Source organism: Rhizomicrobium electricum, from assembly GCF_011762045.1.
Taxonomy (GTDB): Bacteria; Pseudomonadota; Alphaproteobacteria; order Micropepsales; family Micropepsaceae; genus Rhizomicrobium; species Rhizomicrobium electricum.
Genome location: NZ_JAASQS010000004.1, coordinates 1 through 25,844, shown reverse-complemented (window position 1 = coordinate 25,844; position 25,844 = coordinate 1). Strand labels below are relative to the sequence as shown.

Below are 25,844 nucleotides of genomic sequence, written 5' to 3'. Positions count from 1 at the left end.
AGCTCGCGACTTGTTCTGAGGGGAAGTCGCAGGAAGCGGCATGGCGAGAACGTCCAATCCGTGCTGCTATATCCGCACGGTGCGTCTTGGGCCGGCCACACCAGTTTTGGGGGGCAGAGCAATGACACACGTTCTCTTGCGAATGACGTATCTGAAGAGCGGAACCGCCATCAAGCGCGAGACCACGATCCCGAATAGCACAACACTGAAGGCGCTGCGGGGTATCATCCAAGACCTGTTCGGTCTCGGCGAGGCGCAGTCCTGCGGTTACGAGGTGCTTGGTTGCGCGGCGTCCGGTCATCGCGCCCGACTGCGCGATCTGACGGCCTCTGGGATCACGCGCTTTCATTACCTGCAAAGCGGCGCCAGCAAACAGGCGGTGGAGATCGCAATCGTTCCGCCGGAGCGCGTGGTCCGGCCAGCGTTCGTGGACCGAACAAAATCAGGACTCAACCACCCGCAAGCGACAGCCGGACAATCGCACACTTAATAAACGGTGCGGGCCCACGCCAGATAGCGGTCGACTTGATCGCTGGCGGTTTTGAGATCGCCGAATTTCGTCTCCCCGGTATCGGGATCGATCAGAACCAGCATATCGTCGGCCAGCTTGAGATTTGCGACGAGATCCCGCGACAGCAAGACGGGAGCGCTCTCCCCGGTACGCACGCCATAGACGTCGACGACGTGCAGGATGCTGTTGGCGAACCAGTACTGCGGATGGCCGGACTGCTCGGCGATATGGGCCAGCGACAACCCTTCACTCAGCGCGACCTGATAGGCGCGGCGAGCCGCGTCCACGAGGACAAGCGCATTCCTGAGATCAGCCGACACCGTTCGCGCTCCGCTTTACAGCTCACAACATCAGACCGGCAGATGTAATGCTTGGGATATCGAAATACAACGATTATACAGCATCACCGACCCAGGGGTGTCATCCTTCCCACCCCATCCACCCGCTCCTAAGTCTGAATAGCGAGCTTTTTTGCCCATCCAGGCGCAGATCGGGACATGAGTTAACTGTTCGATATCATTATCTGCGCTAAAACACGTCAGATTGATGCCGCAAATCTCTCATACGATATGCTGGACATCATCCCAGCTTGATTATGGGGCCGGCGCGGTGCACAGCAGAATGCCCGAGTGCGCGAACCGGACCGATAGGCACACGTCATGCTGATCTTCGCCGCGTTGATTTGCCAAGCCGTGCTGGTCGGCATCGCCGGTTTCGCCGTTTGTACTGCCGCGGCGCGCTGGGCGAACGGCATCGTGTACTCAGCCACAGCCGTTGCATGCCTGACCGGGCTCGGAATCGCGCTGACGTGCCTGCTCGGCCAGACCCAACCGGCGCTGGCACTGCCCATCGGTATTCCATGGGTCGGGATGCATTTCCGGATCGACGCGCTCGCGGCCGTATTCCTCGCCGTGGTCAATCTCGGCGGCGCCGCGGCCAGTATCTTCGCCGTCGGCTACGGCCGCCACGAACAATTCCCGCAACGCGTCCTCCCCTTCGTTCCCGCATTTCTGGCCGCGATGAATCTGGTCGTCCTGGCGGACGACGCCTTCACCTTCCTTCTATCCTGGGAAGGCATGTCGCTGCTGTCCTGGGCCCTGGTGGTGAGCCACGACCGCACCGCCGAAAATCTGCGCGCCGGATTGATCTATATGGCGATGGCCGGGTTCGGCACGCTGGCGCTGCTGACCGCATTTGCGGTCCTGACGGGCTCGGGCGGAGATTTCACCTTCGCCGCCATCCGCGCGCACGGCGTCAGTCCAGCTCTGTCGGGTGTCGTTTTGTGGCTGGCTCTCATGGGTGCCGGATCGAAAGCGGGCATTTTTCCGCTGCACGCCTGGCTGCCACTCGCCCATCCGGCCGCACCGGGTCATGTCTCCGCCTTGATGAGCGGCGTGATGACCAAAGTGGCCGTGTACGGGTTCGTCCGCATCGTCTTCGACCTGATGGGACCGGTCGACTGGACCTTGAGCATCGCCGTGATCGCCGTCGGCGCCGTGACGGCGCTGCTCGGCGTTCTCTACGCACTGATGCAGCACGATCTGAAACGGCTGCTCGCCTATCACACGGTCGAGAACATCGGCATCATTTTTGTCGGCCTCGGTATGGCGTTGGCGTTCCGCAGTTCCGGGCTGGCGGCCGCGGCCGCACTGGCCTTTACCGCGGCCCTCTTCCACGTCTTCAATCACTCGCTGTTCAAGAGCCTGTTGTTCTTCGGCTCCGGCGCCATCCAGAATGCAACCGGCGAACGCGACATGGACCGCCTCGGTGGGCTCATTCGCGTCATGCCGCAGACCGCGGTCGCATTCCTGATCGGCGCGGCCGCGATTTCCGCGCTGCCGCCGCTCAACGGCTTTGCCTCGGAATGGATGATATTCCAGGCGGCGTTCCTCAGCGCTGGCCTGCCGCAATGGGGACTGCGCCTGATGATTCCCGCCGCAGCGGCGGTGCTGGCCTTGTCGGCGGCGCTGGCGGCGGCCTGCTTCGTCAAGGCGTTCGGCATCACCTTCCTGGGACGGGCGCGCAGCGAAGCGGCGTCCTCCGCCAAGGAAACCGATAAGGCTTCGCGTTTTGCAATGTTCGCCCTGGCGGCCGGATGCGGCGTCGCCGGCATCGCGCCCGGCCTGTACACCAACCTGTTGCGCCCGGCAGTGCAGATGCTGACCCAGGCTGCCATGCCGTTCGCGACATTGCCCGCCCCGCTCGCCCCGGTCGCTGCCAGCCACAACACCTATAACGGACTGGTGATCGCATTGTGTGTGGTCGCCGCGATGCTGATCGTGGCCATCGGGATGAAGGTTTTCGCCAACCGCCGCACGCGCCGGAGCGACACCTGGGATTGCGGACATCCCGAAGCCAACGTGCATGCCCAATACACCGCGGGCAGTTTCGCCCAGCCGATCCGCCGCGTGTACGCCTCCATCGTATTTCGCGCCCGCGAGGCGGTTCACATGCCGCCGCCGTGCGATCTTGCAGCGGCCCGCATCGAGACCTCGCTCAACGATCCGGCCTGGATTCTGCTCTATGCGCCGGTGGGCCGGGCGATCAGCGTCGTTTCCGGTCGCCTCAACCCGTTCCAGCATCTGACGATCCGCTATTACCTCGGCATCGTCTTCGTCACTCTCGTCGTCCTCCTCACGGTGCTGGCGATATGGCCATGAGCGATCTCACCGTACAGATTCTCCAGGCCGTCCTGGCCCTGGCGCTGGCACCACTCCTCACCGGCATGGTGCGCAAGACCAAAGCGTCGTTGCAGCGCCGCTGCGGCGCATCGATCTTCCAGCCTTACCGCGACATTGCCCGCCTGATGCGCAAAGAGGCGGTGGTTTCGCACGACGCCTCCTGGATCTTCCCAGCGGCCCCGACCTTCATCCTTGCCGCGACCTGGGTGGCGGCGGCGCTGGTACCGATGTTCGCGTTCGCCAACGGCTTGTCGTCGGCCGCCGATTTCATCGTCATCATCGGGCTGTTGGCCAGCACCCGTTTTGCCCTGGCGCTCGCAGGGCTCGACATCGGCACCAGTTTCGGCGGCCTCGGCTCGAGCCGCGAAATGCTGTTCGCAACCGTCGCCGAGCCGGCCATCCTGATGCTGATCTTCGCGCTGTCGCTGATTTGCGGCACGACGCGGCTTGTGGACATTGCCGGATTCATCCAAGGCACCCAGGTTGCACCGCACATTTCCCTGCTGCTGGCCTTCGCCGGACTTGCCATGCTGGCCGTGGTCGAGAACGGCCGCATCCCGGTCGACAATCCCGCCACCCACCTCGAATTGACGATGGTGCACGAAGCCATGGTGCTGGAGTATTCCGGCCGCCATCTGGCGCAGATCGAACTCGCCGCGTCGCTGAAGCTGCTGTTCTACGTTTCGCTGATCTCGGCCGTGTTCCTGCCCTGGGGGATCGCGCCCGCCGGAGCCTCGCTGGGACAGATCGCTCTGGGGCTCATAGTCTATCTCTTCAAACTGGCGGTCGCCGCCAAGCTGCTGGCCTTCTTCGAGATATCGATCGCCAAGATGCGCGTGTTCCGCGTGCCGCAATTTACCGGCGTGGCGCTGATGCTCGGACTTCTGGCCGTGATTCTCCTGCTCGTATCGCGGAGCTTCTGAATGGGACCGCTCGACATCGCACATTTCCTCGCGGGCTTCGTGGTGCTCCTCAGCTTTTCGCTGCTCTATCAGGACCGCCTGCCGCCGCTGATCAATACCTTCGCGGCCCAGTCGCTGGTTCTGGCGCTTTCGGTCGCGTGGCAGGCTCAGACCCAGCATGCGCCGCATCTTCTCATCACCGCGGGCATCGAACTCGGCTTCAAGACGGTGCTGATCCCGCTGGTGCTCTACTGGACGATCCGCAATCTCAAAATCCATCGCACGGTGGAGATCGTGGTCGGCGTCGGCCCCACGATCATTGCCGGCATTGCCTTGGTCGGACTGTCGGCAGGGCTGATGCTCAGGGCCGCGGCGGGTGTCGGCGGCTTGGCCCATCAGGACATGGCGTTTGCGCTGTCGGTGGTCCTGCTTGGCATGCTGATGATGGTGACGCGGCGCAATGCCGTCAGTCAGGTGATCGGTTTCATGTCGATCGAAAACGGACTGGTCCTGGCCGCCACCGGCGCTCGCGGCATGCCGTTCGTGGTCGAGACCTGCGTCGCGTTCTCGGTACTGGTCGCGTTGATCGTGATCGGCATCTTCCTGTTCCGCATTCGCGAGCGCTTCGACAGCGTCGATCTCGCCTTGATCGACAGCTTCCGGGGTGAGCGGTCATGAACTGGCTTGTCTATCCTGCCGCCCTGGTTCTGCTGCTGCCGATGGCGGGAGCCTTCCTGCTGGCGCTGATTCCGAGCTATCGCGTCGGCGCCTGGATCAACATGATCGCGGCCGGATGCACCTTCCTGGCTTCGCTCGGCCTCTTGACCGTTCGCACCGCCGGTTCGCACGGACTTCTGTTTGTGGACGACCTCAATGTCGCCTTCGTCGTCATCACGTCGTTGGTCGGCTTCACGACGGCGGTTTTCAGCAAGGGCTACATCGGACACCAGATCGAGACCGGCCATCTCCAGCGCCCCCATCTTCGCTTCTACCACGCGTTATTCCAGATCCTGCTCGGCGCCATGAATCTGGCACTCCTGACCAGCATCACCGGCGTGATGTGGGCGGCGATCGAGATCGCGACGCTCGTCACCGTGCTGATGGTAGGCGTCTACCGCTCGCACGAAGCGCTGGAAGCGGCGTGGAAGTATTTCATCCTGTCGAGCGTCGGCATCGCTCTGGCGCTGTTCGGGACCATCCTCGTCTATATGGTTGCCCAGCCGGTGCTGGGCGAAGGCCTGCCGGCGATGACGTGGGAGAAGCTGGCGGCCCATGCCGGCAGTTACGATCCGATGCTGTCGAGCGTCGCCTTCGTCTTCATCCTGCTCGGCTACGGCACCAAAGCGGGCCTTTTCCCGATCCATGCCTGGCTGCCCGACGCCCATGCCGAAGGCCCTACGCCGGTGTCGGCGATGTTGTCGGGCTTGCTTCTCAACGTGGCGATCTACGCCATCCTGCGCTTCAAGATGCTGTTCGCCGGCAGTCTCGGAATCATCGCACCCGGCACCATGATGGTGACGCTGGGGCTCGCCTCGGTGATCTTCGCGGGGCTGATGCTTTATCGCCGGCGCGACATCAAACGCTTCTTTGCCTATTCCTCCATCGAGCACATGGGCATCATCGCGTTCGCTTTCGGCATCGGCGGGCCTTTGGCAAACTTCGCCGGCCTGCTGCACATGGCGATGCACAGCTTGACGAAATCCGGCTTGTTCTTTGCCGTCGGACACATCATTCGCGTCAAAGGCTCGCAGAAATTCGACGCGATCGGCGGGCTGACCTCCTCCCACCCGATGCTCGGCTGGACCTTCGTGGCCTGCGTGGTGGCGATTGCGGGTCTGCCGCCGTTCGGCCTCTTCACCAGCGAATTCTTGGTCATGACCGCCGCGGTGAACGCCAATCCGCTGCTGGCGCTGGGCCTGGCGGTGGGATTGCTCCTTTCCCTGGGAGCGTTGTTCCAATGCCTGCATCGGGTCGCTTTCGGCGCACCGCGCGGCGAATTGGGACGCGACGAAGGCACGCTGCTGCCGGTGCTGGTCCATTTGGCGATCGTGCTGGGGTTCGGCATCTTCATTCCCGGCGAGATCGTCTCGTGGTTCCAGCATGTCGCCAGGATGTTGGGGTAGAGCATGATCACACTCAGCGACATCATCGGTGACACCGACCGCCGCTGGCCGCGGGTGGAGGTGACCCAGGACGTCTGGGAGTTCGCCCGCACCCAACTCGCCGAACGCAAATGGGATTTGATCGCCCATTGGGGCGAACCCGGCGCGGTGCATCTGGCCTTGCGCGAACACGGCAGCGGCACGACCGGCATTCTCAGTCTCGACGCCAGCCGCGGATCCTTCCCGTCGCTCGGCCGCGATTGCCTGCCCGCCCGCCGTCTCGAACGGGCCATCAGCGATGTCGTCGGCCTGGTGCCGGACGAAGCTCCCGATACAAGGCCGTGGCTCGATCACGGCCGCTGGACGGTGCGCCATCCGCAGGGAACGCCCGAACAGCCCGCCGGACCGCAGCGGTATGAATTCCTGCCGGTGGAAGGCGAGAGCCTGCATCAGATTCCGGTCGGCCCGGTACATGCGGGGATTATCGAGCCCGGCCACTTCCGCTTCACCTGCAGCGGCGAAACCGTCGTCCGCCTCGAAGCACGACTGGGCTATGTGCACAAGGGAATCGAAGCGCTGATAGCCGGCGCGCCGCTGGAGCATGCCGCCAAGCTGGCAGCACGCACCTCCGGGGACACGACGGTTGCCTACAGCACCGCGTTCGCCTTGGCGGTCGAAACGGCCTGCGCAGCCGAGGTTCCGGCCAGGGCGCTTTATTTGCGCGCGATCATGCTGGAGCTGGAGCGCATCGCCAATCACTTCGGCGATGTCGGCGCCATCTGCAACGACGCCGCCTTCAGCCTGATGCTGGCGAACTGCGGCGTAGTGCGCGAGCAGGTTCTGCGGGCGGCGCACGCCGCCTTTGGTCATCGCCTGATGATGGATCGCGTCATTCCCGGCGGCGTGGCGACCGATCTTGCGCCGACGGGGCAGCGCGAAATCGAAAAGCTGCTCAAGAAGATCCGTAAGGCATTCCCCGCCATCGTCGCGCTCTACGAGGACACTGCCTCGCTGCAGGACCGCACCGTGCGCACGGGCATGTTGCGGCACGATCTGGCGATGGAGTTCGGCGCCGGCGGCTTCATCGGCCGGGCCTCGGGCCGTTCCTTCGATACCCGCAAGGTTCTGCCGTGGGCGCCGTATGACACGCTGTCGTTCGAGACCCCGCTGCTGCAGCGCGGCGATGTCGACGCCCGCATTCGCATCCGCATTGCCGAAATCGAGCAAAGCTGCGCGCTACTCCGTCAGCTGCTGGACACCTTGCCGTCCGGCCCCATCCTGAGCGAGGTCGTTCCGCGCGCGGCCGAGGGCACCGCGATGGTGGAGGGCTTTCGCGGCGACATATTCGTCTGGCTGCGCGTGAACGGCGACGGTTCGCTGGCCCGCTGCCATTTGCGCGATCCATCCTGGTTCCAGTGGCCGCTGCTGGAAGCCGCCATCGACGGCAACATCGTCGCCGACTTTCCGCTCTGCAACAAATCGTTCAATTGCTCCTACTCAGGGCATGACCTCTGATGCGCAAACTGCTGCTCAAAAGCATCTTCGGAGGACCGCTGACCGAACGGGCACCGGCCGCCGACAAGCGCGCCCTCGCCGAACTTGCGGAAAAGGTCCAGGCGACGGCGCGGCGGCGTCTCGGCCGCAGCCTGTCGATCCGTCAGGTCGATGCGGGCTCCTGCAACGGCTGCGAGCTTGAGATTCACGCCCTGAACAACGCTTTCTACGATCTCGAGCGGTTCGGATTCCATTTCGTGGCGTCGCCGCGCCATGCCGACGTTCTCTTGGTGACGGGGCCGGTGACCGCCAACATGCGCGAAGCGCTCGAACGCACCTATGCGGCGACACCCGATCCCAAATGGGTGGTGGCTGTCGGCGGATGCGCCCTCGACGGCGGGCTGTTTGCCGGAAGTCATGGCGTCGTCGGCGGGGTCAGCGCCGTGGTGCCGGTGGACCTGCATATTCCCGGCTGCCCGCCCAGTCCTCAAGACCTGCTGGCCGGCTTGCTTGCGCTGATGAAACGCCGGCTTCCCCGTTCGCGCGCGGCCAAGCCCGAGGACAGCGGCGCGCGTTGACGTCCTCACAAATCGTATACTATATTATATCCCGAAGTGTGCCAGAGGGGGCGCCGCGTGAAATCGGACCGCAGGAGTTTTCTGACCGGCGCCTGTACCGGCTTGTGCGCCTGCGGTTTCAGCCGCGCTGCGGCGGGACAAGCGGCAACACCGGCCAAGCCTCCGCTTGCCGCCAATTGGGTCGGCGCCTTGCTGCCGCAGATCGAGAAAAACGTCGACCGCGCCACCGCGCGCACGATGATCAAAGCCGCCGCCACGGCCCATTTCGAACAGCTCGAAATGGACAAGACCTTGGCGCCGGTGATCGGCAACATGGAGAAATTCATCGCCGACATCAGCGAGGGCTGGGGCTGGAAGGTCACCTACGACAAGCAGGCGGGCGTGATCGTGGCCGACGAGAACAAGTCCTATTGCGTTTGCCCGATCAAGAAGGACGCGCCGACGCTGCAATCGACCTATCTCTGCTACTGTTCGGAAGGCTTCGCCGAGCGGATGTTCTCGACGGTGGCCCAGCGCCCGGCAACCGCCGAAGTGATCCGGTCGGTTCTGCGCGGCGACAAGACCTGCTGCTACAAGATCACGCTGGGCTAAGGCTCAGCACTCCACCACGTTGACGGCGAGACCGCCGAGCGCGGTTTCCTTGTACTTGGTGCGCATGTCGTTGCCGGTTTGGCGCATCGTCTCGATGACGGCGTCGAGCGAGACGACATGGCGGCCGTCGCCCTGCAAAGCGAGATAGGCGGCGTTGATCGCCTTGACCGCGCCCATCGTGTTGCGCTCGATGCAGGGAATCTGGACGAGACCTTTGATCGGATCGCAGGTCAAACCGAGATTGTGCTCCATGCCGATCTCGGCCGCATTTTCGATCTGGGCGTTGCTGCCGCCGAGCGCCGCCACCAGTCCGGCGGCCGCCATCGAACACGCGACCCCGACTTCACCCTGGCATCCCATCTCCGCCCCGGAAATCGAGGCGCGCACTTTATAAAGGAACCCGATCGCCGATGCGGTCATCAGGAAGGTACGCGCGCCTTCGACGGTCGCGGTGGGGACGAACACCTCGTAATATTTCAGCACGGCCGGCAGCACGCCGGCAGCGCCATTGGTCGGTGCGGTGACGACCCTTCCGCCCGCCGCGTTCTCTTCATTGACCGCCAGCGCGTAAAGGCTGACCCATTCGAAAATCGCCGACGGATCGGCGCGAGGGCCGCGCGCCAGAAGTTTTTCATGCAAATGCTTGGCGCGGCGCGATACGTTGAGGCCTCCGGGTAATACGCCGTCGGTACGGCAACCGCGATCGATGCATGCGAGCATTGCCGCACGAACGGAATCGATGAAGGCTTCGGTCTCGGCGCGGGGACGCCAAGCCTCCTCGTTCGCCCACATGATCGCCGCAATGGAAAGACCATGCTCTTTGCCCAGCGCAAGCAAATCGGTGGCGGCATAGAAGGGATAGGAAACCGACACGTTGATGCGCGCCGGAGCGGCCCCTTTGACACGGATGGCGCCGCCGCCGACCGACAAATACGTGCGTTCCAGTTTCCGGCCGCCGGAATAGCTCGCCGTAAAGCGCAACGCGTTGGCGTGATCCTTGAGAAATTCGCCGGTGCGAAACGCGATATCGCTGCCGGGCCCGAACGGCACCGCAACCTTGCCTGCCAAGTCGAGATGGCCGGAGGCACCGATAGCGTTGACGATCTGCGGGACCGCATCGGGATCGATCTTCTCCGGCAACCATCCCGACAGCCCAAGCAGCACCGCATTGTCCGTGCCGTGACCGCGCCCGGTCAGCGCCAGCGATCCGAACAGATCGCACCGCAGCGATACCGGCGTACCCAGTGCCAGCGCCTCGTCCGCAAACGCGTGCGCGGCCCGCATCGGCCCCACCGTATGCGAACTCGAGGGTCCGATTCCGATCGTAAACAGATCGGTGACGCTGAGCGGTGTCACGCGGGAAGGAACGATCGAACTGACGGACATCGGCACCATCCCGGTACAATGATGGAAAACGTATACTGCTCGCGTTCCCGGTTCTATACCGGTGGAACTTGCATCGCGGCAACCGGAGAACCATAGCATGGCGCTTCGGCAGTGAAGGAGGCAATCGTGTTCGATTCACGCATGACGGCTGTGCTGGAAAAGTTGACGCCGGCGACGCCCGCGGTTCCCGCCATCGGAACACGCGAAATCGAGGCGCGGCTGGAAAAGGCGCGCGCATTGACGCGAGACTTGGGCGCCGACGCACTGTTGATCGGCCCCGGCGCCAGCCTCGCCTATTTCAGCCGCCTGGTGTGGGGTCTTTCGGAACGGCTGACGGCGTTGTTCCTGCCGGTCACCGGCAAACCGCTTTTGATCTGCCCGTATTTCGAACAAGGCACGGTGAACGCCGGCCTCAAGATCGAAGCCGAACTCAGACCCTGGCATGAAGAGGAATGCCCGTTCGCGTTGATCGGAAGCGCCATGCGCGACCTTGGATTGTCGAAGCTTGCCGTGGACCCCGCCTTGCCGTTTGCAATGGCCCACCGGCTCGGACACGCGACCGGGCTTAGCCTCGAGGAAGCAAGTCCCGTCATCAAGGCTTGCCGCAGCCGCAAATCCCCCGCCGAGATCGCGATCCTTGCCGAGGCCATGGCGATGACGTTGCGAGTCGAAAAGGCAGTACCGCAGATCCTGCATGAGGGCATCAGCACCAGCGACGTGGCCGCCTTCATCGAAGCGGCGCACAAGAAACTCGGCTCGCCCGGCTCGTCCTTCGTCATCGTCCAGTTCGGCCGCGGCACCGCCTTCCCGCATGGATTGCCCGGCGTGCAGCACCTCAAGGAAAACGACCTGGTTCTGGTCGACACCGGCTGCTGGCTGCACGGCTATACGTCCGATCTGACCCGCACCTATTGTTTCGGCAAGCCGACCGACGAAGAACGGCGCATCTGGGACATCGAGAAGGAGGCGCAGGCCGCCGCCTTCGCCAAGGCCGGAATCGGCGTACCCTGCGAGGAGGTCGATGCGGCGGCGCGCGCCGTACTGGTGCGCTACGGGCTGGGACCCGACTACCGCCTGCCGGGCCTGCCCCATCGTACCGGCCACGGCCTCGGCATGGACGTTCACGAAGACCCTTATATCGTGCGCGGCAACAAGACTCCGCTGGATGTGGGCATGTGCTTCTCGGACGAACCGATGATCGTCGTGCCCGACCGCTTCGGTATCCGCCTGGAGGACGACATCTATATTACCGAAAGCGGCCCGAAATTCTTCACCGAGCCTCAATCCGACATTTTGACGGTGTAACGGCGCCCTACTCCTCGTCGGGATAAGGCCCTTTGCCGCCGGCCGCGATGAATTTGTCGGTCGCGGCGTCGAGCACAGGCAACGGTACCGATCCAAGCGCCAGCACCATGTCGTGGAAGGCGCGGATGTCGAACGCAGCGCCCAGAGCTTTTTCGGCGCGGCGGCGATTCTTCCAGATATTCATTTCGCCCAGATAATAGGACAGCGCTTGCCCCGGCCAGGCGATGTAACGATCGACCTCGGTCTGGATTTCGTGGTCGGACAGTGCCGTATTGTCGTGCAGGAATTTCTGCGCCTCGGCCCGCGTCCAGCCTTGGGCGTGAATGCCGGTATCGACCACCAGCCGCGCGGCCCGCCACATCTGATAGCTCAGCATGCCGAAGCGCTCGTAGGGCGTGCGATAGATGCCCATTTCGACGCCGAGCCGCTCGCTGTAAAGCGCCCAACCCTCGCCGTAAGCGGAGATATAAGTGTCGCGACGGAACGCCGGCAGGTCCTTGTTCTCCGCCGCCAACGGCATCTGGAAAGCATGCCCAGGTGCCGATTCATGCAGCGTCAGCGCCGGCAGGGAAAACAGCGGCCGCGACGGCAGGTCGTAGGTATTGACCAGATAGATGCCGGGGCCGCCGCGTCCGCCGGTATAGAACGGCGCGATATCGTCGGGTACCGGCTGGATGGCAAAACGCTGGCGCGGCAAGCGGCCGAAATACTCGCCGGCCTTGGCGTCGAACATTTTGGAAACCCAAGCGGCGCGGTCGAGCAGCGCTTGCGGCGTCTTGACGTAGAATTGCGGATCGGTGCGCAGGAACGTCAGAAACGCCGCCAAGTCGCCTTTGAAGCCGACATCGCTCATTACCTCGGCCATCTCGGCACGCAACGCGGCAACTTCGGCGACACCGGTGCGATGGACTTCCGCCGGATCAATGTCGAGGGTGGTGTATTCGCGAATCTGCGCCCGGTAGAACGCCTTGCCGTCCGGCAGATCGCGGGCGGCAATCGAAGCCCGCGCACCCGGCATGTATTCTTCGCGCAAAAACTTCAGCAGTACGCGATGCGCCGGCACGACCTTGTCGGCGATCACCGCGCGCGCGGAGGCTCTGAGCTCGGACTGACACGCCAGCGAAATCGTCGCCGGCATCTTCAGGAACGGCGCATAGAACGGATTGGCCTCGATGCTCGGCGCATCGACAATGCTGAGGATGGTGGCGTCACGCCCCTGCAGCGTGACTTGCGGCAGGGTGAAACCACGGCTCAATCCGGCCCGCATATTGTCGATGTTTTCGGTGAAATAGCGCGGCACTTCGGCGAGCTGGCCGAGATAGTTGCGGTAATCCCGTTCGCTGCGGAAGTTCGCGCGCGCCACGCCGGCGAGATCGCCCCAGAACGAAGTGTCTGCCGACAGGGGACGCTGATAGGTTTTGAAGGTCTGACCGGCGATCAAGGTTTCGATCTGAAAACGGTAGACTTCGAAGTCGACCGCACGCTGCGCCGAGAGGCTTGCGCTATCGATGGCCTTGAGCTGGGCGAGAACATCCCGCCAACGGGCAAGTCGCGCCTGCTGCGCCGCTTCGCTCACATCCGGCAAACGAGAGGCGGCCGTCGCATCGGGGGAATCCTCGCCGGCCGCAAATTGCTCGCGCCGCCACTCCCACTCGGCCGTGTAGATCGCTTCGAACTTGGCATCTTCGGTTTGCCGGACCGGCGGCGCTCCAAAAATCGACATGGTCATCATCACCGACGCAAGCAAAGCGAAAACAACGCGCACAACGCTCACCTCCTATTGCGGTCCGACACCCACCGCAACGTTTATTGCCTCCGGCGCCGTCAAGGTTTGGCGGTGTAGAGATTGACGCCGAACACCGGACCCGCCGTTTTGCCGTTCTGCGGATCGAACTTGACCGTCACCTTGGCCTTGCCCGCGGTCAGCTTGGCCGGAATTGGATATTCGAGATCGACCCATTCGTCCGGCTTGGGTTCCTTCAGCACCACATGGGCGATCACCGTTCCGTCAATAAGGATGTTGAAGTCGCGGCCGGTTTCCGAGCCCCAATAGGTTACGCCGAGTACCAGCGGACCTGCCTTCTTGCCGTCGCGGGCGGCCTTCATCTCGAATTCAATGTAGCCGCCCTTGCGCGCATCGCGTCCGCTGCGGCCGCGATAGACCACCGGGTTCGAATTCTCGCCGCGGAAATTGTGGTCGCGCTCCGGCTGCATTTCGCCAAGATGCATGACGTCGAGCGAACGCGCCGCGATGTCTTTCAGGCGCGCCTGCTCGGCCACGTAGGCCGCTTGCGCCACCGACCATTCGCTTTCGCTGTAGTGACGGAAATAGAGCGCCGTGCGCCGGTCGACCTGGGAGTAGAACGGCTTGAACGTGAGCGCGGCAGGCCGCACTACGCCCTCCGCCCGATAGACGGCCTCTGCCGGGGCTACCGCGGTAAGACCGGCGACAAGATCGTTGCCGACCATGGCCGGGGCATAACCCTCAAACGGCTTGTCGGAGGGACCGAGATCGGCCGCCAGAACCAACGGGCCGCGCAGCACCGAGACCAGCTTGTCATCGCCCACTGCGCTTTCGAGGCGCAAATCCAGCGGCAACTCGAGCGCAATGGTATCGCCCTTTTTCCAGGTGCGCCGGACGATGGCGTAGCCGCGCTCCTGTTTGGCTTCGACGGGCTTGCCGTTGACCGCGATCCTGGCGCTCTTTGCCCAGCCGGGAATGCGCAAGGCAATCGAGAAAGCCCGCGGCTTAGCGAGGGCATCGAGCTTCAAGCTGATCTGCCCCTCATAAGGGTAGCGCGTATCGAGTGAAAGCTTGGCGCCCTGCCCACCCCACTCCACAGTCGAGGGGATGTAGAGATTGACGAACAGAACGTCCTTCGATTGCCAGTAGATCGAGTCGCCGTGCTTGGCGTGACTTTCCATGCCGGAGAGGACGCAGCACCAGAAATCGTTTTCGGGCGACGAGAAATCGCGAGTAGCGCCCGACATCATCGGCGTCATGTAGGTGAACATGCCGGTCGCCGGGTTCTGCGCCGCCAGGATGTGATTGATGTGCGTCCGCTCGTAATAATCGAACAGGCGTCCATCCGGCTCCCACGCGAACAACTGCCGGGTCAGCTTCAGCATGTTGTAGGAGCAGCAATGCTCGCAGGTCTGCTCGGTGACATGCTTGGCAACACTGTCGGGCTCGAAGAAGTATTCGCGGTCGCCGTCGCCGCCGATCACGAAGCTATGATGCTGAGTGACCGTCTCCCAGAAGAAGCGCGCACCGGCCGCGTATTGCGGCTTGCCGGGATCGAGTTCGGAAATGCGGGCCAGACCGATGACCTTCGGAATCTGGGTGTTGGAATGGGTGTTGGCCAGCGCATCGCGGCGCGCAACGATGGCATCGAGGTTCTGGTGGTCGTAGAGGCGTTCGGCCAGATGCAGCCAGCGCGCATCCTTGGTGCGGGCATACATCTCGGCGAAGCTCTCGTTGAGACCGCCATACTCGCATTTGAGAAGCGTCTCGGTCTGCTCGTCGCTCAATCCGGCGAAGAGTTTTTCAATATAACCGCCGAACGCGACGGCCACCGCCAGCGCCTGGGTGTTGCCAGCCAACTCATGAGCATCGAGCAGCCCGGCGAAAACTTTATGGATCGAATAGAGCGGCGACCACGCCCCGTTGAGATCGAAACCGCCGGAATAGATCTGACCGGCCTTCAGTTCGGCAAAGATCTCCTTGCCGTCGACCATGGAGCGGTCCTTGCGACGCCGCATGATGCCGGCGGCGTAGCCATCGCCCTGCGCGGCCTGAACCTTGACGAGTTCGGCCACGATATAGTCGATCCGCTGTTTGCACTCACCATCGCCGGTCTGGGCATGCATCAGGGCGAGTGCCGAGAGGTAGTGACCCAGGCCCTCGCCGGCGATGGTGTCCGATTCCCAGCCGCCGTAGATCTCGCCCTTGACCGGCAGGCCGGAGAACTTGTGGTAATTGTGCAGGAAGCGGTCGGCCGACAGCGACAGAAGATACTTGCGGTTCGCTTCGACGGCGGTCAGATACGGCGACGGCTTGAGCCGGACAGCCTTGAGCGGCAACGGCGTGGCAACCGCCGGCAACGCCGGGGCGGGCGCTGCGGCGAGCACCGGTTCGGGCAGGAGAGCGATGAGCGAACCAGCGGCGGCCCCGCCCAACAGGCGGCGGCGGTTGAACTTTTGGTGATGGTTTTCCATCAGCAAGCACCCTCGGCGTTATGATCCCTGGGGATGATTTGATATACCGTATACTATTTTCAGACAATGGCATCCTGCGCCGGCCGGCCCAGTTCACCAAGAATTGTGGCCGCAGCACCACGACGGCGGCCAGGACGGCTGCGACAAAGCCGGAAACAGTTTCATCGTATACTGTATGATGCGGGCGCGAGATGCGCTATGAATCGCCCCGTCGGAGGACACCATGGCTATCGTCGTACAAGCACTTTCCGAGCAGATCTATAACGCCATCCGCGACCGCCTCGTCTCCGGCGAGTTGACGACGGATACGGCCATCCGTCAGGACGCTCTGGCCAAGGAACTCGGTGTCAGCAAGATCCCGTTGCGCGAAGCCTTTGCGCGCCTGGAGCGCGACGGCCTGCTGCTATCGATCACCAACCGCGGTTATTTCGTACCGCCGATGTCGGTCGACGAGGCCGAAGAGGTCTATGCCCTGCGGCTCAAGATCGAACCGGAGGCGGTGGGCCGCGCGGCCAAGCTCGCCAACGATGCCGACCGTCAGCGCGCCGTCGATGCGCTGAAAATCCTCGACACCGCCGATACCCACGATCGCGCCGCCTGGGGCGGGCTGCATCGTGCTTTCCATATGGCCCTGGTCCGTCCGTCGCAGCACAAGATTTCGGTGCAGTTCATTGAGCGCCTGCATGTCGTCGGCGAGCGTTATGTCAACAAGCACCTGGAACCGACCGGCCGCAGCAAGCGCGCCATGCGCGAGCATACCGCCATGCTCCAGGCCTGGAGCGAGGGCCAGACCAAGATCGTGCGGACCATGATGCACGAACACATCTCCTCGACCCTCACGGATTTGCGCGAGCAGTTCGAGATCGACCGCTCCGCCAGCACCAAGCGGCAGAAGACGGCCTGACCATTCCCATTTCCTGAAGCGACGAACCGTGCCGGGCCGACCGGCTGCGGCACGCGTTTTGGCGTCCGTCCGAAACGCGCAGATAAAAAAAGCGGCAACCAGAAAACTGGTTGCCGCAGGTCTTCGGGAAAACTGTTGATGACCGACTAGAAATTGGCCTCAACACCGACGAACAACACCCGTCCGAGCGGATCGTAGACGCCCGGATAGCTGTTGCCGTTGCCAAATTTGCTCAAGAGACCGTTGTCGATCGCAGGAGCAGTCTTGTCGAGAACGTTGTTGACGCCGGCCCTGAGGATGAGGTTCTCGCCGATCGGAACCGAACCCGCCAAGTCGAAGTAGTTATAGTCGGAGATGTGCGAGTTGAGGTTGCTCGTCTTCGAGGTGTTGAAGAACGGCAGCCCGGTGTTGCTCGACAGGCTGACCCGGCCGATATAGCGCCAGTTCAACGACAGCTGCACGCCCGAGAACGGCGTGTTCCAGGTCACGCGGGTGCTGTGACGCCAAGTCGGCGTCGACTGTCCGCAAACCGGCCCGAACAGACCGGTGCAGTCGTAGCTGCCGAGACCGTGCAACGGCTCCGTCACCTGGCTCAGCAGATAAGTGCCGACGAGACTGACGTTGAAATCGCCAGACGCTTCCGTCTTGAAGCCGTAGGACGCGGTAAAGTCCAGGCCCTGGGTCTTCATCGAGCCGATGTTGAGGTTCGACGCAATGACATAGCCGTTCTTGCCGAAAATGATGCCGCCCGACGTGTGATCACGGTGCACGAGGCCGCAGTAATAGGGGTTCTGCGAGTCGAAGCACTGGGTGAGCACGATGTTGGCGTCGAGATTGGCGATATAGCCAGCCACCCGGATGTTGTAATAGTCGAACGACATCTGGAAGTTTTCGAGGATCGTCGGGGTCAGCACGAAGCCGGCCGTGATGGTCTCCGCCTTTTCCGGCTTGAGGGCCGGATTGCCGCCCGTCTGCTGCGAGCACACGTCGGTGGGGCACGGAGTGATGTGGCCGTATTCCGCCGCCGTCACGCCGCTGAGCTGGCACAGGGCTAGGCTCTTGGAGGGCGTCGCGCCGGAGCAGGGATCGACCGTAGGATAGTTGCTGACGCCGATCGCATCGAAGAGTTCCGATGTGTTGGGCGCGCGCACCGCCTTGTTGAAGCCCGCCCGGAAGCGGATGTCGTCGGTCGGGGCGTACTCGGCCTGAACCTTGTACGTCGCGAACGTCTTCTCGGGCGACTTCATCGACAGCAAGGCCGATTCGGCGTTGTAGATGGTGTAGCGATAACCGGCGTTGAGGGTCAGCGCCTTGACGAACGGCTTGTTCTCGATCAGCGGGAGATCCGCTTCGATATAGACTTCGTCGTTGGTGATCTTACCTTCCGCGTTGGCGCCGCCATCGGCGATGCCGAGCGCGTCCACCGTGAACACCTTCTTCTCGGTGCGGTGCTCGTAGCCGAGCGCGACCGCGAGACCGTTGTTCGCCCACGGCGATGTCACGCCGTAGGTGCCCAGGTCGCCGTTCACGTTGACGGCATACTGCGTCAGGTTGTGGGTCGCCGACGAGAACTTGTGCGTCATGATGTAGTTCAACGCCTTCTGCGACGGTCCGTTGGCGGAGAAGACGTCGACCGGAACGCAGGTGTCGTTCTCTTGATTGACCACGGAAAGGCAGGTCGGAACGCCGCCGACCGAAACCACCTGCAGACCCAACGCGGCCTTATCCTGGTTGATCACGTTGGAATAGAACTCGGGGATCACCGAGCGGGCCGTCAACGCGCTGACGTCGTAACTGAAGGCCTCGTTCAGCTTGCCGCGCAGACCGAACTGGAAGCGGAAGTCTTCGTGACGGATGTCGTCGTAGCGCGGTGCGGCCACCATGCGGAACGCGACCTGGCTCTTGGCCATCGCGGTCGACGTAGTGGAACCGCAGAGCGCGGTCTTCTGCTGATTGCTCAGCAGCGGGTTATCGCAGTTGATCTGGAACTGACGACCGAGCCAAATCGCATCCGGCGCGATCTGCGCATGCGTATGGTCGTTCATGTACATGAAGTTGGCGTAGGCTTCGATGTAATCGTTGACCTTGAAGGTTCCGAACGCACCCGCCGTCACGCGCCGGTCCGGACGCTGCAGATAGCTCAAAGGCGCATAATTGTAGTTGAAGCTCTTGTCGTTCGTTACCCACGTCTTGGAGCCGTCCTTGGAATTGGCGTACGCCGTATCCGCGTTCGGCCCGGTCGAGGGAATGAACACGCCGTAGGCATGCTGGGACGACCCCAGGCATTCATATGCGCCGTTGGTATCGACCAGCGGACACGAGGAATAGTCGCGCGAACCCCACAGCACGGAGTTGTTGCTGCGGTAGCCGACGTAGCCAGAAACGTTGCCGCGGCCGTTGGCGAGATCGCTGCCCATGGCCAGCGTTACGCTGTACTTCATGCCGTTCCAGACGGTGTCCGGCGCCTTGTTATATTTTTTGGCGTCGACCGCGTCGCGAACCGGGCTGAGATCGTTAGTGTGCTGCGAAATGCTGTACTGCGCGTCGATTTTGACGCCGTTCATGTGCTTGTTGAGGATGAAGTTCACGACACCGGAGATGGCGTCGGACCCGTAAACGGCGGAAGCGCCGCCGGTGAGCACGTCGACGCGCTCGACCATCGCCGACGGAACGAAGTTCAAGTCCATCGCTTCGGTGGGAAGCATGCGCTGCCCGTCGATCAAAGCGAGGTTTCGGCCGGCGCCCAGATTTCTCAGGTTCACCGTCGCCACGCCGCCGGAGCCGTTGTTGACGTTCTCGTTGGCGTCGGGCGTGAATTGCGGCAAGCGGTTCAGGTTGGTTTCGATTTCCGCCACACCTTGAAGCTTGATTTCAGCCGAGTCGACCGTGGTCACAGGGCTTACGGCCTGAAGATTCGGCCGCTGAATGTGCGTGCCGGTGACGATGACGGTTTCCAGAGTCTCCTGCGCACCGGCCGGCACAAGTCCCGCCGCCAGCGCCGCAAGAGCAGTGCCGATCATCAATACATTGCGTGAAATCCTGGGTGTTCCCCTCATGTATGCCCTCCTTTGGATGGACGTGGTGGCGTTCGTGCGCAACCACCTTGTTGCAGGTCCCCTGAACTGCACCGGCAGCAGAACATGTCTGAGAATATAGTGTCAAATATAAAGTATACGATCCTGCAAGGTTGCGTGCTGCGGTGTCGCGGTTTTGCCACGCGCAGCAGAGCGGCAATGATAAGGTACCGTTACCATCGGCATCAGCGCGTTGGCGCAGGCGATAACTGCGCGTGCTGTTCGCACTCGGAATGCTCGTACCGGTTACAATTTGATCGGCGACAGATGTACGACAGTCGTTTTGTCCGACAGCACCGCACTGAAAAGCCCGCGTTCAGCTGAAACCGGCGCAGCGACGTCATAGCGGACGGCATCTTTCGTCGTGACCGCGATTTCGAAAGTGGCCTTCGGCGTATGGCGATCGGCTGGCTCGAACACCAGATCGATGGCACCCGTCGTGCGATGATAACGAACTTGCGCGAATTTGCCGGCGCGTGCTGTAATCCAAACACCGGCCGGCGCTACGAACACGCGCGAGCGCGCGCTGTCCTTGGGCGTCATGACAACGTTGTCGCCCACTGCTGATACGTTGCCGCCGAAAGCCGTCCAACCGAACAACGGATGCCGAACCAGATAAGACGCCGCCGCATAAGCGTGACCGAAGAAGCTGGCTCCGTAATCGCCGCTGTAGGCATCGAAGGCCATCGTGTCGGGGAAGGAGTGAAACGCCGCCGAGCCGAAGCCTTCGTCGTCGATGTTGGTGAGCGAGCCCATCAGGCCGCCGTAGGCCACGCGCAGCAGATGAAAGTCCGAAGGATCCCGCCGATAGGAATCGAATAGAGGAATTGCATTGATCGACGAGCCGTAGTGATGAAGCTGGCGCTCGATGCGTTCCTTCTTGCCGCCGAAAAGAAAATCCCAATAGCGTCGGGCCGAACCGTTGTAGCCCCAATGCGGAATGGTGGGATCATAGGCGAGAATGACATTCTTGGTCTTTTCGGCTTCGGCGGCGTAGCCGAAATAGCTGAGCCAGGCATAGACCTCTTCCTGGCCGGTAGAGTCCCACGGCATTTCGGAGCCGAACGGATACGCCAAGGACTTCCAGTGATCGGCGCGCTTCTTCATCAGCGCTTCGAGGCGGGCGGCATCGTCTACCCGGCCTTCGCGCCGAAGATCGGCGATGAGGTCGATGAAGACATTGCCTTCCATCTGCCCGAACTCGACATAACGCGGCGCCTTTTCGACCATCGCAACCGCAGTATGGAAGGCGCGATCGAGATAGGTTTGCCAGGTTTCCCGCGTCAGGCCGTCATGGAAGCGCGCCAAGCGATAGAGCACCCACCACGCCGAGGCGACATGCGGGTAATTGAAGGACCGGCCGATGCCGTAGGCGCGCTCCTTGCTCCAGGCGGCCCAGGTGGTCCAATCGGTGTTGGGATCGTAAGCCCCTGCCGGTGCAGCCTTGTCGTAATAAAACAGCGAATTGCGCACCCCGTATTTGTCGGGGCCGTCCGCAATCTGCAGCCGCCCCCATAGGACGGTGGACGCGAACGTCTCGAACTTTGCCACTTCCGCCGGATCGGGATTGTCTAGCTGCTTCATGATTGCCGCGAGCCAGGAACCGGCACCACCCTCGTCCGACAGACCGGCGATCCAGACACGCCCGTCCTGGGTGACAATCTTCCCCGTCTCGCGATCGTAACTCATGATCGACGGGCTGCGTCCGAAAGCATCATTGGGATCGTCGTACCACTGCTTGGTAGTGAGGAAGTGGCCGAACGCGGCAACCACCTCACGCTGCGGCTTGGTGACGAGATAGTGCACGGTCTGCACCGAGCCGTCGTCATAGGTGATCGTAAGCCGCGCCCGGCCGGGCGTTTTGCCGTTCACCGCATATTTGATCCAGCCGCGGCCGGCCGGATCGCCCTCGCCGACGGTCAGCGCGCCGGACGGAAAGACCTCGATTTTCTTGACCGCCTGCGGCGCATGCACGAACAGCTGCGCCGAAATGTCGGTCGGCACGACATAACCGGGAAGACCGATCGCCACCGGCCGCCGGTTCTCGATCAACGTCGGCTCGATGTCGCGCACCCCCGGCGACAGCACGAACCGCACGCCGAACGAGCGGCTTTCACCCGGAGCAAGGATCAGCGACGAGGGGCGGTTCCACTGCTCCACGCCTTTCCACTCGGTATCGGCGAAGCCTTTGGCGGCCACCATCCAATCGTAGAAGCCTTCGAACGTGGTGCCGCGTTCCAAGGGATCGCTGTAGAGCTTGGGCTTTCCCGCGCCGTCCTTGTCGTCGAGAATGGGCTTGTAAAGCTCGAACGGCGTGTTCTTCTCCGGCAGCACCAGCAAAGCCGGCCCGGCACCGTTCAGCCGCGTCACCTGCAGATAGCCGCCGTCTTCACCAACATAGGGATCGGCGAAAGACGCCTTGGTATGGGCTTCGTCGAGACTGCGTCCTTCAAGAATATTGTCGAACACCATCGGCAGTCCGAGACCGCCGATCTCGATGGGCGTGGTACCGGGATTGGTCAGCGTGAACGACAGCACAAGCTTGCCTGCCGCAACCGACCAGCGCCGCTCCACCCGCAATGGAAACCCTGCGCCAAGCGTCGACGTGATATCGGCAGCGGCCAGGATATCTTGTCCGGCGGCGAGCGGTTTGACCGCCACGCGCCGGTGGGCGGAGGAATAGTCGCGCCATTCCGCCGTTCCAACCGCACGCAGTCTGAGGTCGATGTCGCCCAGCCGGTAAGCGCCCTTGCCGAGCCGCTCGGCGAACCGGCCGGACGGGGCAAAGTCGAAACCGGCCCCGGACTTGGGCCGGAGCGACAGGAGGGTTTGCGAGCTCTTCTGCAACGAAAATTCGAATTCCGCTGTCTGCAAATGGATTTGGGCCGCGTCCTTCGAGGCAAACCGGCTGCAGGCAGCCGGGCCGCCATGGCAGGTATCCAGACTCTGCTGTGCGGGCGTGCAGCCGCAGAGCGCCGCGATCGAGACGCCGCACAGAATGCGGCCCGCAACAGCGTTCCATTTCGGACGACCGGACACACGGAATTTACCCATATCCCACCTTTGCAGAACGCTCTCCGGAATATAGTATACGATTTTCATCAGCAGGGACAATGACCCATGAAACGCAGGCTGGTTTGCTCGACGGCTTTGGCCGCAGTGCTTTGTCTATCGGCTGAAGCCGCCCCGCCGATCGGCGGCTGGGTGATGACGAATTCACCGGATTATCCGGGGTTCACCCGCGTCACGCTCAAGCACGACAAGGCGGGATGGAGCGGCGTTGTCACCTCGGTCTGGTACGGCGACCAGAAAATGCAAGACCTGCGAGCCGACGGAGACCGCATCCTGTTCCGGATTTCCAACGGCAATCCGCGCCTCACCCCCGAGGACATCGTGCTCGAGCGCGCCGGCAAAGGCATCCATATCAAAGGCAAGATCTGGTACCAGGAGTTCGATGTTTCCGGGCAGCCCGGTTCGCCCAAGGCGCTGAAAGCGCTCGATTTCAAAACCACGACATTGCCGCCGAAACGCAAAGTCGCTCAACGGGATCTCGCCGCGGCCCCGCCGATGGGCTGGAGCTCCTGGAACAAGTTCGCCACCGACATCAGCGACAAGACGGTGCGCGAGATCGGCGACGCGCTTGTCCAATCGGGCTTGCGCGATGCCGGCTATATCTACGTCAACATCGACGACGGCTGGCAAGGCAAACGCGACAAGAACGGCAAGCTCCAGCCGAATGCACACTTCCCCGATATGAAAGGACTGGCCGACTATCTGCATGCGCGCGGATTGAAGCTCGGCATCTACACCTCGCCGGGACCACGGACCTGCGCCGGATACGAAGGCAGCTACGGCCATATCCAGGACGATGCCAAGACCTTCGCCGCATGGGGCGTCGATTACCTCAAATACGACCTATGCTCCGGCGAGGCCTTCTACAACACCGCGGACACGGTCTACGGCACCTATCAAGAAATGGGTGAAGCGCTGGCGACCCTCGACCGGCCCATCGTTTACAGCCTTTGCGAATATGGCCGCTTTGACGTCGGCAGTTGGGGGCGCGAGGTCGGCGGACATCTGTGGCGTACCACCGGCGATATCGAAGACAACTACAACACGATGGCCACCATCGGCTTCGACAAGAACGGAACACCCAAGCACACCGGACCCAACGGCTGGAACGATCCCGACATGTTGGAAGTCGGCAATGGCGGTATGACGGCCGACGAGTACCGCACCCATATCAGTCTGTGGGCGATACTGGCGGCTCCCCTGATCCTCGGCAACGACGTGCGCACGATGAGCGCCGAAACCCTGTCGCTGCTCACCAATGCCGAGGTGATCGCGATCGACCAGGACCCGGATGGTGCGCAAGGGCTGCCGGTCAAGAAGGACGGCAAGATCGAAATCTGGACCAAGAAGCTCAAGGACGGCACGGTGGCCGTGGGCGTGTTCAATCGCGACACGACCGAACGTCGCGTGACGGTCGATTGGACCGAGATCGGGTTGCCGGAGGTCGCCAAGGTCCGCGATCTGTGGGCCCATGCCGATCTGCAGCCCGCGCAGAACGGTTTCTCCATTCCGGCTCACGGCGTGCAGCTTCTGAAGGTTTGGCGGCGCTAGAGGGGCGCTGGCGAAAACTTAAGGGTGCGGGCCGACCTCGATGGCCCGCACCGGCTCCACCGGATCACGGCCGAGAGCGAGGGTGAGAGCAAAGCCCGCAGTCATGGTTCCCGCCATCAAGGCGAAGAAGGCGTCCGTCCCGAACCATGCCATCACCCAGCCGCACAAGACCGGACCGAGCAGCGAGCCCAAGCCGAACAGCAGCACCAATCCGGCGGCCGCCGCCACGCGCGCCGCTTGTGAAATGCAGTCGTTCACTTGCGCCGCCGCAACGGCATAGATCGGAAATACGGCGGCTCCTTCAAGCGCAATGGCCACCAGGATGGTGGTGCGGCTGGACGCGATCATGCCGAACACACCAGCGACGGCACCCGCCCCCAGCAGCAACGCGATCACGTGCCGGCGGCCGATGACATCGGACAGCCACCCGGCGGGGAGTTGCAGCAGGCCGCCGCTCCCAACAGCCAAAGCCATGAACAAGCCGACACCGGAGACGTCGAAGCCGAGGCGCTTGGCGCAGACCGGCCCGAAGGTAAACAGGATCGCCCACGACAGTCCGGCGAACACGGTGGCCGTGGCGCCGAGCGGGGAATAGCGGAACAGCTTGGCGATATTGAGCGGACGCGGCGGCACGTCGGACGGGTGGGTCCGGTACGCTACCAGGATGGGGAGCGCCGCCAAGAGGAACAATCCGGCCGAGAGCACGAACGGGCCGACGCTTTCGGCCCCTGCGAGGTACAGAAGCCATTGCGCCAGGGTCATGCCGATGATCTGCACGCACATATAGATGGAGAAGACGCGGCCGCGCAGCAGATTGGTGACGCTGCCGTGGATCCAGCTTTCGATCGCCACATAACACAGAGACAAAGCGAATCCCGATACGACGCGGAGCGCAATCCAGGCGGGAACCGTCACGAAGAAGGGCTGAAGCAGGATCGCGCCCGCCGCCATCACGACACAAATGCCGATGGTGGCATGGTGGCCGACCCGGCCGATGACAAGGTGGCCGAGCATCGGGCCGGCGCAATAGCCGAGGTAATAGGCCGCCATCATCAGGCCCACCATGATGGAAGAGAAGGCGGTGTCGGCACGCAGGCCGATAACGTCCGTCTGCAAGGCGTTGCCTGCCTGGACGAACAATGTGCACGTGATCACTGCCCAAACGGCAGCCAAAACAGTCCGCAATCCAACCCTCACCGCAGCGAATGCCAACGCCGTCGCGCCCTTTTAGTGGGCATCGCGATATTACTGTATACCGTATACTTTTCGAGATGACAAATGCGCCCGCCGGCGCGGGCGAAGGCGGCACATGCGCAGCCGCCTCGCGCCGGGGCTGTTGGAGTGCCGCGGTCAATGCCTCGTTGAACAGGTTCCGCAGTACTCAGCCAGTTTTTATTCTGACGACGGTGAATGCGTTTGGCTTGAGCGGGAGGGAGAGCTTGGGCCCGACGATGACGACGGGGGCCGGGAGGGGG

The 25,844-nt window shown here is 62.7% G+C and carries 18 protein-coding genes; 11 read left to right on the top strand and 7 right to left on the bottom strand.

What is annotated here, in order from left to right:
- Positions 1 to 121 precede the first annotated feature (121 nt).
- Positions 122 to 490, top strand: coding sequence for a hypothetical protein (locus tag FHS84_RS08220; RefSeq protein WP_166932862.1), 369 nt, complete (start codon positions 122 to 124; stop codon positions 488 to 490).
- On the opposite strand, the gene FHS84_RS08215 is transcribed toward FHS84_RS08220, so the two are convergent.
- Complete coding sequence (locus FHS84_RS08215; protein WP_166932860.1) at positions 487 to 831, bottom strand: hypothetical protein; 345 nt, start codon at positions 829 to 831, stop codon at positions 487 to 489. The genes FHS84_RS08220 and FHS84_RS08215 overlap by 4 nt on opposite strands.
- A gap of 339 nt (positions 832 to 1,170) precedes the next feature.
- Between FHS84_RS08215 and hyfB the strand changes: the two genes are divergently transcribed.
- From hyfB to FHS84_RS08180, 7 genes are read left to right on the top strand one after another with little or no spacing between them, the layout of a single operon-like run.
- Positions 1,171 to 3,171: a hydrogenase 4 subunit B gene (gene hyfB, locus FHS84_RS08210; RefSeq protein WP_166932857.1), complete on the top strand. Its 2,001-nt coding sequence runs from the start codon at positions 1,171 to 1,173 to the stop codon at positions 3,169 to 3,171.
- Positions 3,168 to 4,115: a respiratory chain complex I subunit 1 family protein gene (locus FHS84_RS08205; RefSeq protein ID WP_208393767.1), complete on the top strand. Its 948-nt coding sequence runs from the start codon at positions 3,168 to 3,170 to the stop codon at positions 4,113 to 4,115. The genes hyfB and FHS84_RS08205 overlap by 4 nt, the downstream gene beginning before the upstream one ends.
- Complete coding sequence (locus FHS84_RS08200) at positions 4,116 to 4,772, top strand: hydrogenase-4 component E (protein WP_166932853.1); 657 nt, start codon at positions 4,116 to 4,118, stop codon at positions 4,770 to 4,772. It abuts the gene before it with no gap.
- The gene (locus FHS84_RS08195) at positions 4,769 to 6,217 is read left to right on the top strand and encodes a hydrogenase 4 subunit F (RefSeq protein WP_166932851.1); all 1,449 of its coding nucleotides are present in this window, start codon (positions 4,769 to 4,771) and stop codon (positions 6,215 to 6,217) included. The genes FHS84_RS08200 and FHS84_RS08195 overlap by 4 nt, the downstream gene beginning before the upstream one ends.
- A 3-nt stretch (positions 6,218 to 6,220) precedes the next feature.
- Entirely contained in the window at positions 6,221 to 7,711 is a 1,491-nt protein-coding gene (locus FHS84_RS08190; protein WP_166932849.1) for a hydrogenase large subunit, read from the top strand.
- On the top strand, positions 7,711 to 8,268 hold the full coding sequence (locus tag FHS84_RS08185; RefSeq protein WP_166932847.1) for an NADH-quinone oxidoreductase subunit B family protein: 558 nt from the start codon (positions 7,711 to 7,713) through the stop codon (positions 8,266 to 8,268). Before FHS84_RS08190 ends, FHS84_RS08185 begins: the two co-directional genes overlap by 1 nt.
- 57 nt (positions 8,269 to 8,325) lie before the next feature.
- On the top strand, positions 8,326 to 8,859 hold the full coding sequence (locus FHS84_RS08180; RefSeq protein WP_166932845.1) for a DUF6144 family protein: 534 nt from the start codon (positions 8,326 to 8,328) through the stop codon (positions 8,857 to 8,859).
- A 3-nt stretch (positions 8,860 to 8,862) separates the two neighbouring features.
- On the opposite strand, the gene FHS84_RS08175 is transcribed toward FHS84_RS08180, so the two are convergent.
- A complete protein-coding gene (locus FHS84_RS08175; protein ID WP_166932843.1) occupies positions 8,863 to 10,245 on the bottom strand; it encodes an L-serine ammonia-lyase in 1,383 nt (460 codons plus the stop codon).
- A gap of 141 nt (positions 10,246 to 10,386) precedes the next feature.
- Here FHS84_RS08175 and FHS84_RS08170 point away from each other — a divergent pair, with 141 nt between their 5' ends.
- Positions 10,387 to 11,550 (top strand): M24 family metallopeptidase, encoded by a 1,164-nt coding sequence (locus FHS84_RS08170; protein ID WP_166933861.1) that lies wholly within the window; start codon positions 10,387 to 10,389, stop codon positions 11,548 to 11,550.
- A 7-nt stretch (positions 11,551 to 11,557) separates the two neighbouring features.
- Here FHS84_RS08170 and FHS84_RS08165 read toward each other — a convergent pair whose 3' ends face one another.
- On the bottom strand, positions 11,558 to 13,273 hold the full coding sequence (locus tag FHS84_RS08165) for a DUF885 domain-containing protein (RefSeq protein WP_208393765.1): 1,716 nt from the start codon (positions 13,271 to 13,273) through the stop codon (positions 11,558 to 11,560).
- 101 nt (positions 13,274 to 13,374) lie between these two features.
- On the bottom strand, positions 13,375 to 15,768 hold the full coding sequence (locus FHS84_RS08160) for a glycoside hydrolase family 127 protein (protein WP_166932841.1): 2,394 nt from the start codon (positions 15,766 to 15,768) through the stop codon (positions 13,375 to 13,377).
- A gap of 223 nt (positions 15,769 to 15,991) precedes the next feature.
- On the opposite strand from FHS84_RS08160, the gene FHS84_RS08155 reads away from it, so the two are divergent.
- Entirely contained in the window at positions 15,992 to 16,672 is a 681-nt protein-coding gene (locus FHS84_RS08155; protein WP_166932839.1) for a GntR family transcriptional regulator, read from the top strand.
- A gap of 146 nt (positions 16,673 to 16,818) precedes the next feature.
- Here FHS84_RS08155 and FHS84_RS08150 read toward each other — a convergent pair whose 3' ends face one another.
- Together FHS84_RS08150 and FHS84_RS08145 are read right to left on the bottom strand one after the other, a co-directional pair.
- Positions 16,819 to 19,692: a TonB-dependent receptor domain-containing protein gene (locus FHS84_RS08150; protein ID WP_208393764.1), complete on the bottom strand. Its 2,874-nt coding sequence runs from the start codon at positions 19,690 to 19,692 to the stop codon at positions 16,819 to 16,821.
- Between the two features lie 300 nt (positions 19,693 to 19,992).
- The gene (locus FHS84_RS08145) at positions 19,993 to 22,800 is read right to left on the bottom strand and encodes a DUF5695 domain-containing protein (RefSeq protein ID WP_166932834.1); all 2,808 of its coding nucleotides are present in this window, start codon (positions 22,798 to 22,800) and stop codon (positions 19,993 to 19,995) included.
- 66 nt (positions 22,801 to 22,866) lie between these two features.
- Here FHS84_RS08145 and FHS84_RS08140 point away from each other — a divergent pair, with 66 nt between their 5' ends.
- On the top strand, positions 22,867 to 24,369 hold the full coding sequence (locus tag FHS84_RS08140) for a glycoside hydrolase family 27 protein (RefSeq protein ID WP_166932832.1): 1,503 nt from the start codon (positions 22,867 to 22,869) through the stop codon (positions 24,367 to 24,369).
- Positions 24,370 to 24,387: 18 nt separating this feature from the next.
- On the opposite strand, the gene FHS84_RS08135 is transcribed toward FHS84_RS08140, so the two are convergent.
- Positions 24,388 to 25,485: an MFS transporter gene (locus FHS84_RS08135; RefSeq protein WP_166932830.1), complete on the bottom strand. Its 1,098-nt coding sequence runs from the start codon at positions 25,483 to 25,485 to the stop codon at positions 24,388 to 24,390.
- Positions 25,486 to 25,844 lie beyond the last annotated feature (359 nt).

What these genes read in the sequence shown, in the direction of transcription:
- FHS84_RS08200 (WP_166932853.1), top strand. Translation starts at nt 4,116, where the DNA reads ATGGGACCGCTCGACATCGCACATTTCCTCGCGGGCTTCGTGGTGCTC.
- FHS84_RS08175 (WP_166932843.1), bottom strand. Translation starts at nt 10,245, where the DNA reads ATGTCCGTCAGTTCGATCGTTCCTTCCCGCGTGACACCGCTCAGCGTC.
- hyfB (WP_166932857.1), top strand. Translation starts at nt 1,171, where the DNA reads ATGCTGATCTTCGCCGCGTTGATTTGCCAAGCCGTGCTGGTCGGCATC.
- FHS84_RS08220 (WP_166932862.1), top strand. Translation starts at nt 122, where the DNA reads ATGACACACGTTCTCTTGCGAATGACGTATCTGAAGAGCGGAACCGCC.
- FHS84_RS08140 (WP_166932832.1), top strand. Translation starts at nt 22,867, where the DNA reads ATGAAACGCAGGCTGGTTTGCTCGACGGCTTTGGCCGCAGTGCTTTGT.
- FHS84_RS08170 (WP_166933861.1), top strand. Translation starts at nt 10,387, where the DNA reads ATGACGGCTGTGCTGGAAAAGTTGACGCCGGCGACGCCCGCGGTTCCC.
- FHS84_RS08155 (WP_166932839.1), top strand. Translation starts at nt 15,992, where the DNA reads ATGGCTATCGTCGTACAAGCACTTTCCGAGCAGATCTATAACGCCATC.
- FHS84_RS08165 (WP_208393765.1), bottom strand. Translation starts at nt 13,273, where the DNA reads ATGTCGATTTTTGGAGCGCCGCCGGTCCGGCAAACCGAAGATGCCAAG.
- FHS84_RS08195 (WP_166932851.1), top strand. Translation starts at nt 4,769, where the DNA reads ATGAACTGGCTTGTCTATCCTGCCGCCCTGGTTCTGCTGCTGCCGATG.
- FHS84_RS08150 (WP_208393764.1), bottom strand. Translation starts at nt 19,692, where the DNA reads ATGATCGGCACTGCTCTTGCGGCGCTGGCGGCGGGACTTGTGCCGGCC.
- FHS84_RS08190 (WP_166932849.1), top strand. Translation starts at nt 6,221, where the DNA reads ATGATCACACTCAGCGACATCATCGGTGACACCGACCGCCGCTGGCCG.
- FHS84_RS08145 (WP_166932834.1), bottom strand. Translation starts at nt 22,800, where the DNA reads ATGGGTAAATTCCGTGTGTCCGGTCGTCCGAAATGGAACGCTGTTGCG.
- FHS84_RS08205 (WP_208393767.1), top strand. Translation starts at nt 3,168, where the DNA reads ATGAGCGATCTCACCGTACAGATTCTCCAGGCCGTCCTGGCCCTGGCG.
- FHS84_RS08185 (WP_166932847.1), top strand. Translation starts at nt 7,711, where the DNA reads ATGCGCAAACTGCTGCTCAAAAGCATCTTCGGAGGACCGCTGACCGAA.
- FHS84_RS08160 (WP_166932841.1), bottom strand. Translation starts at nt 15,768, where the DNA reads ATGGAAAACCATCACCAAAAGTTCAACCGCCGCCGCCTGTTGGGCGGG.